General features: G+C 68.5%; 15 protein-coding genes. 12 read left to right on the forward strand and 3 right to left on the reverse strand.

The genetic code is table 11. From position 1 onward, the window contains the following. Nucleotides 1–8: 8 nt before the first annotated feature. A complete protein-coding gene (locus tag CHB84_RS00255; RefSeq protein ID WP_089299411.1) occupies nucleotides 9–1,319 on the forward strand; it encodes an amidohydrolase family protein in 1,311 nt (436 codons plus the stop codon). A 3-nt stretch (nucleotides 1,320–1,322) separates the two neighbouring features. Here CHB84_RS00255 and CHB84_RS00260 read toward each other — a convergent pair whose 3' ends face one another. From CHB84_RS00260 to CHB84_RS00270, 3 genes are all read right to left on the reverse strand, one after another. After that, nucleotides 1,323–2,006, reverse strand: coding sequence for an SDR family oxidoreductase (locus CHB84_RS00260; protein ID WP_089299412.1), 684 nt, complete (start codon nucleotides 2,004–2,006; stop codon nucleotides 1,323–1,325). Nucleotides 2,007–2,111: 105 nt separating this feature from the next. Beyond that, nucleotides 2,112–3,230, reverse strand: coding sequence for an inositol-3-phosphate synthase (locus CHB84_RS00265; protein ID WP_089299413.1), 1,119 nt, complete (start codon nucleotides 3,228–3,230; stop codon nucleotides 2,112–2,114). Between the two features lie 53 nt (nucleotides 3,231–3,283). Beyond that, a complete protein-coding gene (locus CHB84_RS00270) occupies nucleotides 3,284–3,865 on the reverse strand; it encodes a PadR family transcriptional regulator (protein ID WP_089299414.1) in 582 nt (193 codons plus the stop codon). A 340-nt stretch (nucleotides 3,866–4,205) separates the two neighbouring features. Here CHB84_RS00270 and CHB84_RS00275 point away from each other — a divergent pair, with 340 nt between their 5' ends. From CHB84_RS00275 to CHB84_RS00325, 11 genes are all read left to right on the forward strand, one after another. Then, the gene (locus CHB84_RS00275) at nucleotides 4,206–4,613 is read left to right on the forward strand and encodes a DUF5318 family protein (RefSeq protein ID WP_089299415.1); all 408 of its coding nucleotides are present in this window, start codon (nucleotides 4,206–4,208) and stop codon (nucleotides 4,611–4,613) included. Between the two features lie 13 nt (nucleotides 4,614–4,626). After that, nucleotides 4,627–7,413, forward strand: coding sequence for a transglycosylase domain-containing protein (locus tag CHB84_RS00280; RefSeq protein WP_245818466.1), 2,787 nt, complete (start codon nucleotides 4,627–4,629; stop codon nucleotides 7,411–7,413). Between the two features lie 75 nt (nucleotides 7,414–7,488). Beyond that, nucleotides 7,489–9,114: a glycosyltransferase family 87 protein gene (locus CHB84_RS00285; RefSeq protein WP_425432248.1), complete on the forward strand. Its 1,626-nt coding sequence runs from the start codon at nucleotides 7,489–7,491 to the stop codon at nucleotides 9,112–9,114. A gap of 93 nt (nucleotides 9,115–9,207) precedes the next feature. Beyond that, the gene (locus CHB84_RS00290; protein ID WP_089299416.1) at nucleotides 9,208–10,155 is read left to right on the forward strand and encodes a hypothetical protein; all 948 of its coding nucleotides are present in this window, start codon (nucleotides 9,208–9,210) and stop codon (nucleotides 10,153–10,155) included. Between the two features lie 91 nt (nucleotides 10,156–10,246). After that, nucleotides 10,247–11,239, forward strand: a complete 993-nt coding sequence (locus CHB84_RS00295; RefSeq protein ID WP_089299417.1) for a hypothetical protein — start codon at nucleotides 10,247–10,249, stop codon at nucleotides 11,237–11,239. A 130-nt stretch (nucleotides 11,240–11,369) separates the two neighbouring features. Then, on the forward strand, nucleotides 11,370–11,681 hold the full coding sequence (gene rpsF / locus CHB84_RS00300; protein WP_089299418.1) for a 30S ribosomal protein S6: 312 nt from the start codon (nucleotides 11,370–11,372) through the stop codon (nucleotides 11,679–11,681). 11 nt (nucleotides 11,682–11,692) lie between these two features. Then, nucleotides 11,693–12,199 carry a single-stranded DNA-binding protein gene (locus CHB84_RS00305; RefSeq protein ID WP_089299419.1) on the forward strand — a complete coding sequence of 169 codons (507 nt, stop codon included), beginning with the start codon at nucleotides 11,693–11,695 and terminating at the stop codon, nucleotides 12,197–12,199. A 163-nt stretch (nucleotides 12,200–12,362) separates the two neighbouring features. Then, nucleotides 12,363–12,611 carry a 30S ribosomal protein S18 gene (rpsR, locus tag CHB84_RS00310; RefSeq protein WP_089299420.1) on the forward strand — a complete coding sequence of 83 codons (249 nt, stop codon included), beginning with the start codon at nucleotides 12,363–12,365 and terminating at the stop codon, nucleotides 12,609–12,611. Nucleotides 12,612–12,622: 11 nt separating this feature from the next. After that, nucleotides 12,623–13,081, forward strand: a complete 459-nt coding sequence (gene rplI, locus CHB84_RS00315) for a 50S ribosomal protein L9 (protein ID WP_089299421.1) — start codon at nucleotides 12,623–12,625, stop codon at nucleotides 13,079–13,081. Between the two features lie 546 nt (nucleotides 13,082–13,627). Further along, nucleotides 13,628–16,285, forward strand: a complete 2,658-nt coding sequence (dnaB, locus tag CHB84_RS00320) for a replicative DNA helicase (protein WP_089299422.1) — start codon at nucleotides 13,628–13,630, stop codon at nucleotides 16,283–16,285. 37 nt (nucleotides 16,286–16,322) lie between these two features. Next, nucleotides 16,323–16,922: a class I SAM-dependent methyltransferase gene (locus CHB84_RS00325; protein WP_089299423.1), complete on the forward strand. Its 600-nt coding sequence runs from the start codon at nucleotides 16,323–16,325 to the stop codon at nucleotides 16,920–16,922. The last annotated feature ends 115 nt before the right edge of the window (nucleotides 16,923–17,037 follow it).

A 17,037-nucleotide genomic window follows, 5' to 3' on the forward strand; every position in this document is an offset into this window, starting at 1 on the left:
TCGGGCCCATGTCACGTCGTATCCACGCGCCGATCGTCCTGCCGTGCGGCGACCCGTTCACCGTGCTGCGTGATGCCACGGTGGATGTGGACGCCACCGGCACCATCACCTACTGCGGGCCGCGTGCCGGCGCGCCGGAGCGGCGCGACGCCGTCGTCTCCGAGCTCACCGGGATCCTGCTGCCCGGGCTGATCAACGCGCACGCGCACAGCCCGATGACCCTGCTGCGCGGCATGGGGGGCGACCTGCCCCTGATGCGCTGGCTGCACGAGGTCGTCTTCCCGGCCGAGGCGGCGCTCACCCCGGACGACGTGCACGCGGGCATGCTGCTCGGTTCCGTGGAGATGCTCCGCCACGGCGTCACCACAAGCACCGAGATGTACTACCAGGGCGAGAAGGTCGCCGATGCGGTGCTGCGCACCGGAGGCCGGCTGGTGCTGACCGGGCCTGTGATCGACCTGCCCGGCCTGAGCTGGCGCACCGCCGTCAAGCACATCGACGACTGGATCGACACCGACGGCCGGATCTTCGGTCCCGGGCAGCGTATCGAGCTGGGTTACGGGCCGCACTCGGCGTACATGCTGCCGGCCGAGGCACTGGAGGTGATCGCGGAGTCCGCCCGCGCCCGCGAGGCGCTCGTGCACATCCACGCCGCCGAGACAGCCGGTGAGGACACCGAGCTGCGCGAGCGGTACGGCTCGGTACCGCGGTTGCTCGAGGAGGTCGGCGTGCTGTCCGGACGGGCGCTGCTGGCGCACGCGGTGCATGTCGACGCCTCCGATATCGCGCTCCTTGCGCGCAGCGGCGCGAGCGTGGCGCACTGTCCCGGCTCGAACGCCAAGCTCGCCTCCGGCATCGCCCCGCTGAACGAGCTGCTCGCCGCGGGTGTCCCCGTCGGCCTCGGCACCGACGGCCCGGCCAGCAACGACGACCTGGACCTGCTGCACGAGGTGCAGCTGACCGCGATGCTGGCGCGGCTGAGCACCGGCGACTCCACCGCCGTGTCCGCGGAACAGGCCCTGCTGCTCGCCACCCGCGACGGGGCAGCCGCACTCGGCCGCGCCGACATCGGCACGCTCGAGCCGGGACGGTGGGGCGATCTGGTGCACATCGACCTGGACGATCCCGCGTTCGTCGCGGGCGCCGACGCCCCGGACGAGCAGCTGGTCGCCAACCTGGTGTGGGGTGCGGGCTCCCGTCGCGTCACCGACGTCTGGGTAGCCGGGGAGCACGTCGTCACCGAGGGCGAGTCGACGCGTGTCGACCGTGGCCAGGCGCAGGCGGACGTGCGCGCGACCGCGGGCCGCCTGCGCGGGTGAGGCTCAGCCCGGGCGGACGGTGATCTCCGTGACGTGCGCGTCCGCCGTCGCGGTGACCGCGTGTCGCACGGCACCGGCCACCGACTCCGGACGGAGGAACTGCTCGGGGTCGTAGGGGCGGCCCTCGCCGGCGACGATGGCTTCCTGCATCGGCGTGGCGGTACGGCCGGGGTACACCGACGTGACCCGCAGCCCGGCAGGCTCTTCCTCGCCGCGCAGCGAGTCGGCGAACGCGCGCAAGGCGAACTTGCTCGCCGCGTACGGGCCCCAGCCCGGTCGGGCGTTGTGCCCGGCGCCCGAGTTGATCAACACGACGTGCCCGCGCGCCTCGCGTAGCGCAGGCAGGAGCTGCCTGGTCAGCTCGGCGACCGCGGCCACGTTGATCTCGAAGTTGGCACGCCAGTCTGCCATGCTCGCCTGCTCCACCGTGCCCAGCGTGGCGATGCCCGCGGAGTGCACAAGCACATCCAGTTCGGTGACGCCGTCCACGGCCTCGGCGATCCGGTCCGGGTCGGTCAGGTCGACCTGCCAGGGTGTCGCCGCGGGCAACGCGGACGCCAGGGCGTCCAGGGAACGCTTGTCCCGCCCGCCGAGCAGCAGGTGGTGGGTGGGCGCCAGCGCGTGCGCCACGGCGGTTCCGATACCACTGGATGCCCCGGTCACCAGGGCCACGGGTGAGCGCGTCATGACCGCCACCGTAGCGTGGCAGGGTGCGGCGGCGGGGAGCCCGAGGTGACCTTCGTTCCGTAGAAGGAGCCAAAGGTCACATTGGGCTCCCACCCCCGGGGGCTGTCAGTCCTCGCCGTTGATGAAGCGCTCCACGGCGTCGTGCGCGACGGAGTCGTGGTACTGCTCCGGCGGCGACTTCATGAAGTAGGACGAGGCGCCGAGCACGGGACCGGCAACACCACGGTCCTTGGCGATCTTGGCCGCGCGTACCGCGTCGATGATGATGCCCGCCGAGTTCGGCGAGTCCCACACCTCGAGCTTGTACTCCATGTTCAGCGGCACGTCGCCGAACGCACGACCCTCCAGGCGGACATACGCCCACTTGCGGTCGTCCAGCCAGGCCACGTAGTCGGACGGGCCGATGTGCACGTTGTCCTTACCGAGGTCGCGATCGACCTGCGACGTCACCGACTGGGTCTTGGAGACGCGCTTGGACTCGAGCCGCTCCATCTCCTTCATGTTCATGAAGTCCATGTTGCCGCCGACGTTGAGCTGCATCGTGCGATCCAGCTGCACGCCGCGATCCTCGAACAACTTCGCCAGCACACGGTGCGTGATCGTCGCGCCGACCTGCGACTTGATGTCGTCGCCGACGATCGGCACGCCGGCGTCGGTGAACTTCTGCGCCCACTCCGGGTCCGAGGCGATGAACACGGGCAGCGCGTTGACGAAGGCGACACCTGCATCGATGGCGCACTGCGCGTAGAACTTGTCCGCATCCTCTGAACCGACCGGAAGGTACGAGACCAGCACGTCGACCTCGGCCTCACGCAAGGCCGCGACGACGTCGACGGGCGTGTCATCGGACTCGGAGATCGTCTCCCTGTAGAAACGCCCGAGGCCGTCATAGGTGTGCCCCCGCTGCACGGTGACGCCGAGCGGCGGCACATCCGCGATCTTGATGGTGTTGTTCTCGCTCGCCACGACCGCCTCGGACAGATCGCGGCCGACCTTCTTCGCATCCACGTCGAACGCCGCGACGAACTGCACGTCACCGATGTGGTAGTCACCGAACTGCACGTGCATCAGTCCAGGCACACGCGAGTCGACATCGGCGTCACGGTAGTACTCGACGCCCTGCACAAGAGACGCCGCGCAATTGCCGACGCCAACGATGGCCACCCTGACAGCGTTATCGGCTCGAGCGCTCGAGCTACTCGCGCTGCGGCGGTTCTCGCCCATGCCGGTTCTCCTTCACTTGAGACTTGTCACTGCTGTGGCTACAAGACAGCGACTCATTCCATCTGCTTGCGCTGCTCCGCTTGCTCGTGCGCGATCAGCTCGTTGAGCCAGCGCACTTCGCGTTCGCTGCTCTCCAGGCCGAGCCTGTGCAGCTCGCGGGTATAGCGATCGATCCGTTCCTCGGCGCGGGACAGCGCGGCACGCAACCCTTCCCGCCGTTCCTCCACGCGGCGCCTGCGTCCTTCCAGGATCCGCATCCGCACATCGGCAGGCGTGCGGGAGAAGAACGCCAGGTGCACTCCGAAACCCTCGTCGTCCCAGGTCTGTGGCCCTGCGTCGCCGACGAGCTCGGCGAACCGCTCCTTGCCGTCGGCCGTGAGCTTGTACACGCGCCGCGCCTTACGGCCCCAGGTGCGGTTCTGACCGCGTTGCGTACCGGATGTGGACTCACCCTCGCCGAGCTCAGCAGGCTCCTCCGCGATCAGGCCGGCACGCTGCAACCTGCGCAAGGTGGGGTAGACCGACCCGTACGAGAAAGTGCGGAACATCCCCAGCGTGTCGTGCAGGCGTTTCCGCAGCACATAGCCGTGCATCGGCGCCTCGTGCAGCAGCCCGAGGATCGCGAACTCCAGCATCCTGCACCTCCTCGCCGTGCTTGTCGGCCGTACCTTCCCGCAGGCCCCACTGCAGGGACCCACTGAAGGGCCCCTGCCTGGCTCGCGTACCGCGGGAACCGTCCGAACCCACGATATGTCATGCCACTATATCGCACCGATACATCGACGTGTACTGATTGCGGCAGCCCCGCGTCGGGTAGCTCACACCGGTGCCGGATCGACGACCGAACGGCGGGTGTACCCATCGCGCCCCTGTCCCGGTCCTGACCTGGTCCGCAGCTGCCGTGCCGGCAGCATCCGGCGGGTGGCCACCGCGCGATCGTTGGGGACATCCGCCGCGGACACGTACGCTGTGCCTGTGCGGAACCAGCGACACATCGTGGACTACGCGTTACGCAAACGCGCGCTGCTCAGGCAGTACCGCGCGGGCACAGTGAGCCGCGCGGAGGTCTGTGACGCCGGTCCGTACCTGCTGCGCGCCGCCGAGTATCACGGTGAACGCATCGAGCACCCGTGCCCTGTCTGCACGAGGCAGAACATGAGCCTGGTGGCGTGGGTGTTCGGTTCCGAGCTGGGGCAAGCGTCCGGATCCGCGCGCCGGCCGGATGAGCTTGATCGAATGACCCAGCTATTCTCGGAGTTCACCGTCTTTGTGGTGGAGGTGTGCCGCATGTGCCGTTGGAACCATGTGGCGATCTCCTACGTTCTCGGTACCGGCGGAACCGGCCCCGGCCGTTCACGCGCGCAGCAGGCAGCAGCCCCTTGAGTGAGGCGTATTCGTGAGCGACGAACGCAGACCAGGACGACACTCCTACGGCGGAGGAAACCAGCCGCAGTGGCCGTCCGGCGAGGAGCCGCGCTGGCCTACCGGCGAGGAGACCCAGTGGGAACGCCCACCCGCGGGTCCGGCCCGCCACGGGCCACCCCAGTGGCCCGGCGCTCAACACAGCGACCCGCGCGGCGGGCAGCAACCCCCCGCCGGGGCGGATGGCCCCGCAGGTCCGACGGGCCCGGCAGGGGGCATGCCCGGCTACGGCGACCCGGGACAGCCCCCGCAGCAGGGTGGCGGTGGTGCACCCGGCCGTCCGCACGGCTCGTTCGACGACGACTACGTCACGGAAATGCTCCCCCCGATCGACAGGGACGACTACGAACCGTTCCCCGGCGCAGAGCCCCAGCTTCTCACCCACCGCGACGACGGTGCGGCCGCGCCTGCCGACCCCGCGGCCGAGCAACGCATCAACGCCTACCTGTCCGGCACGGCGATCACCGGCGCGGCCGGATCCGGTGTGTCGGCCGCGCACGCCGAGTCCGGAGCCGATCCCGGCGGGGACAGCGGCGGTGGCGGCGACCGCACGAAGCCCGGCCGCAAGCGCGGCGTGTGGCTGCGGCGTGCCATCTACACCTTCGTCGCACTGTTCGTGGTGCTGCCGATGGCCGCGTTCGGCATCACCTACCTGTTCGTGGACGTGCCGACCCCGCACGAGGTGGCCGAGGCGCAGGGTGGCGTCGTGCCCTACTTCTACGCCAACGGTGACGAGATGGGGCGGGACGCCCCGGACGGCAACCGGGTGGTCCTCAGCGCCAGCGAGATCCCGGCAGAGATGAAACACGCGGCGTACGCGGCCGAGGACGAGACGTTCGAGACCAACAGGGGCTTCGACCTCACGGCTATCGCGCGTGCCGCCTACCTCCAGCTCACCGGCGGGTCCGGCGGCGGATCCACCATCACCCAGCAGTACATCAAGGTCGCGACCGACTCCGACGAGCACACGCTGCAGCGCAAGGCCACGGAAGTCGTCCGCGCCTTCAAGATGAACAACCAGCAGACCAAGAGCGAGATCATCACCGCGTACCTGAACACGATCTACCTCGGTCGCGGGGCCTACGGTGTGCAGGCGGCGGCACAGGCCTACTACGGCAAGGACGTCGAGGAGCTGGACAAGCACGAGGCGGCGTTCCTCGCCGGGATCATCCAGGCGCCGAGCAGGTCGGACAACCGCGACTACGCCGAGCGGCGCTGGAACTACGTGATGGACCAGATGGTCGCCAACGACTGGATGTCCGGCGCCGAGCGGGCCGAGTCCACGTTCCCCGAGCCGCTTCCCCCCGAGGCCACCCAGATGACCACGATGGGCGGGCCGAAGCACTACATCAAGGAACGGATCAACGAGGAGCTCGAGGAGATCGGGTACTCCGAGTCCGAGGTCCGGGCGAACAGTTACCAGATTCACACCACGATCGAGCAGCGCGCCCAGGACATCGCCCAGGATTCCGTGCGCGAGGTCATGGACGGCCAGCCGGAGATGCTGCGGAAGGCGCTCGTCGCCGTGGACCCCAACTCGGGGGCGGTCCGCGCATACTACGGCGGTGAGGTCACCGAACAGAACCAGCGCGACTGGGCGCACACCGCGCGCAACCCCGGCTCGACCATGAAGCCGTTCGACTTCGTCGCGCTGCTCCAGCAGGGCAAGGGACCGGGGGAGACGTATGACGGATCCTCGCCCCGCACGTTCGGTGAGGGCGACGAGCCCGTCACCATCAACAACGTCAACGGCGACTCGTGTGCCAACTGCACGGTGGCCGAGGCGATGAAGCGCTCCCTGAACACGGTCTTCTACGACATCGTGGTCAACGACACCGGGCCGGCAGCGGTGGCCAAGGCGGCGCGCTCGGCAGGCATGAGCGAGCGTTCGGAGCTCAGCACAGCCGACGCGGGTATCGCGATCGGTGGTGGTGCCACCACCGTCACCCCGCGCGACATGGCAGCCGCCTTCGCCACCTTCGCCGCGGACGGGATCCAGCGGGACTCGCACCTGATCTCGAAGCTGACCACCGACGACGGGGAGACCATCTACCAGCACCGCCCGGAGGGTGAGCCTGCCTTCGCGAGCGACGAGGAGGAGAGCGAACAGATCGCCGGTAACGTGACCCAGACTCTCGAGCCGGTCCTGCCCTACTCCAACCTGTCCTGCGCGGGCGGCAGGCCATGCGCGGGCAAGACAGGAACCCACCAGTCCCACGAGGAGGGCGAGAACTCGCAGGCCTGGATGGCCGGGTACACACCGTCCATCTCCATCGCGGTGTGGGTCGGTGACTCCGGCTCGGACCCCATCCGCGACGCGAACGGCGCCAAGATCTACGGCTCGGGCCTGCCGGGGCAGATCTGGAAGGATTTCACCGACACGTACCTGGAGGGCACCCCGCACGAGGACTTCACAGAGGTGGAGACCATCGGTGAGCCCGCGCAGCCACCGCGGCCGACCGAGTGGGAGCAGGGTGGCGGCGACCCGGACGACGCACCCCCGCCCCGCGACGAGAACGGACGCGAGGACGAGGGCCGCGACAACGGCGGCAACGGTGGCGGTGACGACGGCACCGGCGGCGACGGCGAGGGGGACGACGGCGGCCAGGACGGCGGCAACGGTGGCGGTGACGACGGCACCGGCGACGGCACCGGCGGCGAGGACGACGGAACCGACGGCGGTCCGGGTAACGGCAACGGCGGCCAGGACGGCGATGACAACGGAGGTGACGAGGACGGCACCAACGACTTCATGCCGTAGCCGCTGACCGGGGGCCCGTTGTGACTCCACGGCGCGGGCGCACCGTGGACCGATCGGCCTAATACCATCCGATCCGTGCCCAGCGATCCGCGCAGTGAGTCCCCCGGCGAGCGCCCAAGGGAGTCCGCTCGGGAGTCCCGGCGCAGTGCCCCGCTGCACGCCAGCGCCGAGCACCGTGAGCGGGTCGTCCCGACCTGGACGGAGCCTCTCGCCGCACAGGCGAGTCACCCGTTCGGCGGCCCCCTGGGCACCCACGCGGCGGTCGGGAGGCACTGGTTCTGGACCCCGCTGCGGGTGACGTTGCTGCTGGCTATCGCGGCGCTGACGCTGGGCTGGTTCGGCAAGGCCGGGTGCGTCCAGCAGTACGAGACGGGGGAAGGAACCCTCGCGCTCGACTGGCGTTCCGATCGGCAGTACGTGGCGATGTGCTACTCCGACGTCGTCCCGCTGTTCGGTGCGCAGCGCCTCGACGACCCCGGCACCTTCCCCTACCGGGACGGCTGGGTCGAGGGCGAGGGCACCGAGCACGAGCAACAGCGATACATGGAGTACCCGGTGCTCACCGGGCTCTTCCAGTGGGCGAACGCGCAGATCGCACACGCCTGGACCGACGGTGCCGATACGGCACTGCTACCCACCGCGTTACCCGTGGTGGTGTACTTCAACATCACGGCGCTGTGGCTGGCGGCCGCCTGGCTGGTTGTGGTCTGGGCGGTGTCGACGACCGCGCGAGGCAAACCGTGGGACGCGGTACTGGTCGCCGTCTCCCCGCTGGCGATCGTGCACGCGTTCACCAACTGGGACACCCTCGCGGTCGCGTTCGCCACCGCCGCGATACTCGCCTGGTCCCGACGCAGACCCACCCTCGCAGGCGTGTTGCTCGGGCTCGGTGGGGCGGCCAAGCTCTACCCGCTGTTCCTGCTCGTGCCGCTGCTCGTGCTGTGCCTGCGCGCCGGCAAGCTCCGCACCTGGCTGCGCACGACGGTGTGCACCGTCCTCACCTGGGCCACGGTGAACCTCCCCATCGCGCTGCTCTACCCGCAGGGCTGGCGGGAGTTCCTCCGGCTCAACTCCGAGCGCGGGATGGACCCCGACTCCCTCTACAACGTCGTCTCGCACTTCAGCGGATGGCCGGGCTTCGACGGCGATCTCGCCCCGGGTGAGACCCCGGTGATACTCAACGCCGTCAGCGCCGGGCTGTTCCTGGCCTGCTGTGCCGGCATCGCGTGGGTCGCGCTGTCGGCGCCGATACGGCCCCGCCTGACGCAGCTGTGCTTCCTTGTCGTCGTCGCGTTCCTGATCACCAACAAGGTGTGGAGCCCGCAGTTCTCCCTGTGGCTCGTGCCGCTGGCCGTGCTCGCGCTCCCGCACTGGCGGCTACTGCTCGGCTGGATGGTGCTGGACGCGCTGGTATGGGTCCCCCGCATGTACTACTTCCTCGGGACGGACAGCATGGGCCTTCCCGAGGGGTGGTTCCTGGCCGCGGTCGTGTTGCGCGACCTCGCGGTGCTCGGGTTGAGCGCCCTGGTCATTTACCAGATCTACCGGCCGAGCACGGATCCCGTGCGGCAGCACGGCGCGGACGACCCGGCGGGCGGGGTACTCGACCGTGCCCGCGACTCCGTCACGCTCGGCACGAGGGCGAAGAAGGCCCGTATCCCAGCCGCCTCCCCGGCCGCCGAGCACGAAAGCTCACGCTGAACACTGTTTCGCGTCACGAACGTCGCCTAGCATCGTTATCACAGTAGGAGTACAACAGCGCGTTACCGGCGAGTGACGAGTCAGGGGAGCAAGATGGGCAAGCTCAAACGGGATGTGGCCAGCGTAGGAGCGGCATCTGTGCTGCTCGCGGGCGTGTCCGCGATAGCGGTTCCCGGAACCGCAGTGGGGGCTTCCCCACTCGTCGCGGGCAGCTGTGGCGCCACCCTCGAAGGGAAGCCCGGCCAGCCCATCTCGCTGGACCTCGAGTCGGCTCTCGGGATCTCCGGAGCACCGACGATCTCCCTCGGCACGGCTCAGGAAGGCACCAGGACGTTCTCCGTGCCGGAGTCGGAGCTGAGCAGCTATCTCAGCGACCTGCCGCTGCTCGGAGACGTTCTCCCCTCGGTCTGCGAGGTCACGGTCACGGCGGTGAACACCGTGAGCGAGCCCGTCCAGGAGGCGACCGAGCCGGTCAAGGAGCAGGTCGAAAAGACAACCGAGCAACTAGGCAACGCCGTGGACGACGCCGTCGGCGGGGGCGGCGGGAGCGACCCGGCGCCCGCGCCGGGCACCGGCGGCGGTTCCGACGGCTCCGGTGGAGGCGAGAACTCCGGCGGTAGCTCCGGGGGAGCGAAGAGCGACCCCGAGCCGAAGCCGAGTATGCGCTCGCCGAACAGCGCCGCCTATGACAGCCGCACCGTACCGGGGTGGAGCAGCGTGCCCACCAGCATGGCAAGCGGCATGCTGCCGATGGACAACTTCGCGTCGGTCCCGTACGCGAACAGCTCGATGGTGACCTCGCCCGGCGTGCGCTACGGCTCGGACGTACCCGGCTACAGCCCCGAGTTCGGCCTCCTCGGCCAGGACGGATCCGAGGCCGAGCAGCGCGAGCTGACCAACGCGGGGAGCGCGGACGCCCTCCCGAGCCAGGGCAGCAGTACTGTAGGCGCACCGATGCTGATCGCTGTCCTCGCGCTGTCGATGGCCAGCGCCGGACTCGTACGTTCGTGGGTGCTGCGCAAGGCCCTCGCATCTACGTGATACACATCACACACGAACGAATGGTATCGCGAGCGAGAACACGTTATAACCGAGGTCAGCTCCTTTAGCCCTACTCACGGAGGACATCACCGTGCGGTTTACCGCCTGTCTCGAGGGCCAGCATGCCCGCAGAACCGCCACCGCGCTCGGGCTGACCGGGTTCCTCACCGGCGCGACCCTGCTGGGGGGCACGAGCACCGCGGCGGCAGCGGTAAGTGCCGAGGACTGCTCCGCGGAGATCAGCGGCTCGGTGGGTGAGTCGATCGAGCTGAGCTCGGACGCGGTACGGGACAACGTCGTCGAGTCGGTCCGTGACGGGCTGGACGCACCGCTGCTCGGCATCAAGAGCGAACGCACCCGCATGGAGGAAGCGTTCGACGCCGGCAAGTTCGACCCCATCCCGCTTGGCAGCGTGCCCGACAAGGGGAGCTCGGTGCGCAGCGGCGAGGCGATCGCCCAGGCCGTGCTCGACAAGATCGACAGTGTTCCCGAGGTCGAGGACATCGCGGAGCGCGAGAAGAACAGGGAGCGGATCACCGACAGCGTGTCGAACGCCTGCGCGATAGCCGTGGAGGCGACCGACCACAGCTCCGGCAGCGATGGCAACGACGGCAACGACGGCGCGCGGTCCGGCGGGGACGCCCGGGGCGGTTCCGGCGGGCAGCAGGACGACGGCAGCCGGAACGGCTCGGCGCAGAACGGGCAGCGTTCCGGCTCCGCCGCGGGCCACGAGCAGGACCTGCGCGAGCGCTACGAACAGTTCCAGTCCCGCAACGGCAGTGACGCCCGTGCCCCGCGCAGGGACTACGGCGACATCCCGGAGGCGCAGGCGGGCTCCGCGGAGTACGGCACTGCGCCGAGCGAGCTGTACGGCACCGACGGCTCAACGGACTCGGCCCCGGAGTTCGGCATGCTCGGTGCCGACGAGTCGGCAGGGGACGCCGGCCAGCACCCCGGCGAGGCGGAGGCGCTCGCGGCGAGCGAGCAGCAGCCCACGATGCAGCTTCCGGTCCTGCTCGCGGTGATCGCGCTGGCCGGGACCGGTGCCGCGCTGTTCCGCACCTGGGTGCTGCGCCACGTCTGAGACGCCTCCGCGCCACGTCTGAGACGCCCCTGCGACAGTGCTGTCGCAGGCGGCAACTACACTGGCCAGTTGGCTAAACCCTCCTGCCACGGAAGGCCCGTGGCCGTAAGCCCAAAGGAGGTGAGTGGTTGTGTCACGCCATTACGAAGTAATGGTCATTCTCGAGCCGAGCATCGACGAGCGGAAGGTCGAGTCCACGCTCGAGGAGTTCCTCAAGGTGATCCGCACCGCAGGCGGCAGCGTCGACAACGTCGACATCTGGGGCCGCCGCAGGCTCGCCTATGAGATCAAGAAGCACAGCGAAGGTATCTACGCGGTTGTCGACATCACCGCAGAGGCGGATGCCGTGAAGGAGCTCGAGCGGCAGCTGTCGCTGCAGGAGTTCATCCTGCGCACCAAGACGGTGCGGCGCGAGACCGTCCCGCACGCGGCGAAGGCCTGAGGTGATACGCCATGGCCGGTGACACCATCATCACGGTTGTCGGCAACCTCACGGCCGATCCCGAGCTCCGCTTCACACCGTCGGGCACCGCGGTCGCGAACTTCACCGTGGCGTCCACGCCGCGGCAGTTCGACCGGCAGAGCGGTGAGTGGAAGGACGGTGAAGCGCTCTTCCTGCGCTGCAACATCTGGCGCCAGGCCGCCGAGAATGCGGCCGAGTCCCTGACCAGGGGCATGCGCGTCGTCGTGCAGGGCAGGCTCAAGCAGCGCTCCTTCGAGACGAAGGAAGGCGAGAAGCGCACCGTCGTCGAGCTCGAAGTCGACGAGGTCGGACCGTCCCTGCGGTACGCCACCGCGAAGGTGAACAAGGTCAGCCGGGGATCCGGCAGCGGCGGGTTCGGCGGCGCAGGCGGCGGCGCCGGTGGCGCGGGCGCGAGCGAGGCCCCCGCTGACGACCCGTGGAGCTCCGCTCCCGCCGCGGGCGGCGGTGGCGGTTTCTCCGACGAACCACCCTTCTAAGTAGACGACCACGCTGAGATCAGGAGGGCTGCTCCCCTGCCGGACGGCGGGGATCATCCGGAGGGTTGCTCACGACATCCGTCCCGGATGTGACGTCGGCGTGCGGCGAGCCACCCATGACGAGTAGCCCGGTCTGATGAACTAAAGACACAGGAGTACAACCGTGGCAAAGCCACCCATTCGCAAGCCGAAGAAGAAGGTCTGCATCTTCTGCGCGGCCGAGAAGCACGGCCGTTCGGAGCCGATCGATTACAAGGACACGACCCTGCTGCGCAAGTTCATCTCGGATCGCGGCAAGATCCGCGCTCGCAGGGTCACCGGCAACTGCAGCCAGCACCAGCGCAGGGTCGCCTCGGCGGTGAAGAACTCCCGCGAGATGGCCCTGCTGCCGTACACCTCGACGGCCAAGTAAGGAGGCACGTCATGGCCAAGATCATTCTGACCACGGACGTGGCCCACCTCGGCGAGCCCGGGGACATCGTCGAGGTCAAGGACGGCTACGCGCGCAACTACCTGTTGCCGCGCGGCTATGCCATCCGGGCCACCAAGGGCGCGGAGCGTACCGTCGCCGAGATACGCCGCGCGCAGGAAGCCCGGCGCATCAGGGACCTGGACCACGCCAAGGAAGTCAAGCAAACCCTCGAGGGCCTCGGCGAGGTCCCGGTGCAGGCGAAGGCGGCGAAGAACTCGAACAAGCTGTTCGGCTCGATCACGCCCGCCGACGTGGCCACCGCGGTGAAGCAGGCAGGTGGTCCCCAGCTGGACAAGCGCACCATCCAGATGGAGGGGCAGATCAAGAGCGTCGGGACCCACCCGGTTTCGGTCCGGCTGCATCCCGATGTGACGGCGTCCTTCCAAGTCGCCATCCACCCTGCGGGGTAACGCCGCGCCCCTGGCGTGTGCACACCAGTGACGGGCGGGTCCTTCCGGCACGTGAAGGGCCCGCCCGCTACTGTGCGCGCCGCGCTCGCGGGCGCGTGACGACACGCCCGGCGACGATGTCGCCGCGACACGCCGTGCGGATTTCCACGAAGTTATCCACAGCATGCCCACAAGGGCTGACCTGCGGTAGCTCTCTAATGGGTCATGTTTATCCCCAGGTTGTACACAGGTATCAACAAGCCTGTGGTTGAACGGGCCCACTACTCCCCAAGCAGTGCACAGCAGGCTCCACAAGCGGCTTTGCACCGGGACAGCACAACGCCGTAGCGTGCTTCCGGAACGACCCGACGATCGCCTGGGGAACCCGAGGGCCCTCCACATCTCGGCGGGCAGGACGTCCGGAGGCCAGCAGGCGGCCGGCCGCTGTGGAGGGCCCGGCATACGAACCGGAGACGGTGGAGTCCGTCGTGTGTCGATGCCGGCCGCGACTCAGGCGAGCTGCAACAATCGAACTGCCGTTCGACAGCACAGGAGGTGCCTGTACCCGTGGCGCTCACCGATGACCGCAGCGCGGACTTCGCCACTTCCGACAGCGGCTCGAGCGGGCCGTCCGGGAGCAGCGGCTTCGACCGGCAGCCGCCGCAGGACGTGACCGCCGAGCAGTCGGTGCTCGGCGGGATGCTGCTGTCCAAGGACGCCATCGCCGATGTCGTCGAGGTCCTCCGGCCCGAGGACTTCTACCGACCGGCGCACCAGGCTGTGTACGAGTGCGTGCTCGACCTGTACGGGCGTGGCGAACCGGCCGACCCGATCACGGTGTCCGCCGAGCTCGAACGCAGGGGCGAGCTCGGGCGTGCGGGCGGTGCCCCGTACCTGCACACCCTGATCGCCACGGTGCCGACCGCCGCCAACGCCGCCTACTACGCCGAGATCGTGTCCAACAAGGCCGTCCTGCGCAGGCTGGTGGAGGCGGGCACCCGGATCGTGCAGTTCGGCTACGGGGCATCGGAGACCGCCGGTGACGACGTCAGCGAGATCGTCGACCGCGCGCAGGCAGCCATCTACGAGGTCACCGAGCGCCGCACCACCGAGGACTACGTGGCGCTGGAGGAGCTGCTCCAGCCGACCATGGACGAGATCGATGCGATCGCATCGCGCGGTGGCCACGCGGAAGGCATACCCACCGGCTTCGCCGATCTCGACCACGTCACCAACGGGCTGCACGCCGGGCAGATGGTCATCATCGCGGCGCGGCCGGGTGTCGGCAAGGCTCTCGCGCTCTCCACTCCGCTACCGACACCGGACGGTTGGACGACCATGGGTGAGGTCGCCGTCGGTGACCAGCTGATCAGCGTCGACGGACGGCCGACACGGGTTGTCGACGCGACCGACGTGCTGCACGGGCGGCCGTGTTACGAAGTGGAGTTTTCGGACGGCTCGGTTCTCGTGGCCGACGCACAGCATCAATGGCTCACTGAGACACGCGCGTCCCGACGCAGCGCCCAGCAGGCACGTACGGGATACAACCGCTACAAGAACCAGCGAACGTTCGCCGAAGTTCGGACGACCAGCGAGATCGCGTCAACCCTTCGCTGTGTGTCCGCCGATCGTCGCCTCAACCATTCGGTCACCAACTGCCGGCCGATGCAACTACCTCAGCGAGACGTCCCCATCCCCCCATATGTAGTCGGGGTGTGGCTCGGGGACGGTCATGCAGCGAGTGCACGGTTCACGACGGCGGATCCGGAGATTACCTGTCACGTAGAAGCCGAGGGCATCGAAGTCGTGCCCTACGGCGACTTGCTGTACCGCCTCTGCTTCCCAGCGCCTGAGCCCGGCACCAACACCCGGGAGTGCGTCGTTTGCGGTACGGAGTTCGTTCCGCGAACGAGCCAGGTCCGAACCTGTGGTCGCTCGTGCGGAGGCCGGGCCCGATTCATCTCGCCACCGGTTCCTTCACCGACGTGTCCCGATTGCGACCGCCCGTCCTCGGGGGGTCGGCTGTGCCAGCAATGCCGTCACGAACATGGCACCGTGCAGGCTGTACTGCGCTCCATGAACGTGTTGGAGAACAAGCACGTCCCCACTGACTACCTGCGGGGTTCCGAGCAACAGCGTCGTGCCCTCCTGGCTGGCCTCCTGGACACGGACGGAACGGTGAACAGCGGTGGTGCTGTTCAGTTCACGACAACCAACCACCGCCTCGCCGAGCAGACTCGTGAACTCATCGTCAGCCTCGGCTACCGTTGCGGCACCGCGACGAAACGCGTGCGTGGCCGGGATGAGAGCACCTCGATCGCTTATCAGCTCACCTTCAGCACTGGCGACGATGTCTTCCGCCTGGAACGCAAGCGAATAACACACAAGGAACGGCGCAGAGCCGCCGACACAGCTCGCTCGGACTCACGGTTCATCGTGGATGTTCGACCTATCGCCAGCGAACCAGTGCGGTGCGTAGAGGTGGCAGCCGAAGACCACATGTACCTGGCCGGGCGGTCGATGATTCCGACGCACAACTCGACGCTGGGGTTGGATTTCGCGCGGTCGTGCTCGATCAAGCACGGGATGAGCAGCGTGATCTTCTCGCTCGAGATGGGGCGCACGGAGATCGTCATGCGCATGCTCTCCGCGGAGGCGAAGATCCGCCTGCAGGACATGCGCGGTGGTCGGATGAGCGACGACGACTGGACCCGGCTGGCCAGGCGGATGAGCGAGATCAGCGAGGCTCCGCTGTTCATCGACGACTCGCCGAACATGACCATGATGGAGATCCGGGCCAAGGCGCGCAGGCTACGTCAGCGGCACGACCTGCAACTGATCGTCGTGGACTACATGCAGCTGATGACCTCCGGTAAGCGCGTCGAGTCCCGGCAACAGGAAGTCTCCGAGTTCTCCAGGCAGCTCAAGCTGCTCGCCAAGGAACTCGAGGTGCCGCTGGTGGCGATCAGCCAGCTCAACCGTGGTCCGGAACAGCGCACCGACAAGCGACCGATGCTCGCCGACCTGCGCGAGTCCGGATCACTGGAGCAGGACGCGGACATCGTGCTGCTGATCAACCGGCCGGACGCCAGCGAGCAGGACGACCCCCGTGCGGGCGAGGCCGACCTGATACTGGCCAAGCACCGCGCGGGACCGACGAGCACGGTGACGGTCGCTCACCAGCTGCACTACAGCCGCTTCGCCGACCTCGCCCAGGGCTTCTGACCAGGCTGTAACGACTCACCTACCCAAGGCAAGGACAATGGACACCGAGTACTGGGACGAGATGTATCGCAGCCGCGACCAGGTTTTCAGCGGCTCACCCAACGGTGTCCTCGTCACTGAGGTCGCCGACCTACCGCCAGGGCGAGCGCTCGACGTGGGATGCGGTGAAGGTGCCGACGCGCTCTGGCTGACCCGGCACGGCTGGCACGTCACCGCGGTCGACATCTCCCGGACCGCCCTGCAACGCGCCGCCGCAACCGCGGACATCGCTGGCCACGTGACGTGGACTCAAGCCGACCTGAGCATCACGCCACCCCCAGCCGGCGCGTTCGACCTGGTGTCCGCCCATTACTTCCCGCTCCCGCGCCAGCCCGAGCACACCGCTCTGCGCGGCCTGCTGGACGCCGTCGCACCCGGCGGCACCTTGCTCTTCGCCGGTCACGACCTCGCCGAACTATCCCCACGCCAGGAGCACGGCTTCGACCCCAGCGACTACTACCAGCCCGACGACATCGCCAGGCATCTCGACCACGACTGGACCGTCCTGATCAACGAAACGCGGCCACGAACGGCGTCTGCCCCGGCTGGCACGCATCACACCCACGACACCGTCCTGCGAGCGCAACGCCTGCGGTAATCCGGCGCCGCACGGCACCGCCCCGCCCCGGATGGGTGCGATGCCCCGCGGACTTCGTTACGAAAAGCTGTCCCATTCCGGGCGTTCTTGGCATAGGCTCGCGTTGACACGTTGC

The organism is Haloechinothrix alba (genome assembly GCF_900188115.1).
Taxonomy (GTDB): Bacteria; Actinomycetota; Actinomycetes; order Mycobacteriales; family Pseudonocardiaceae; genus Haloechinothrix; species Haloechinothrix alba.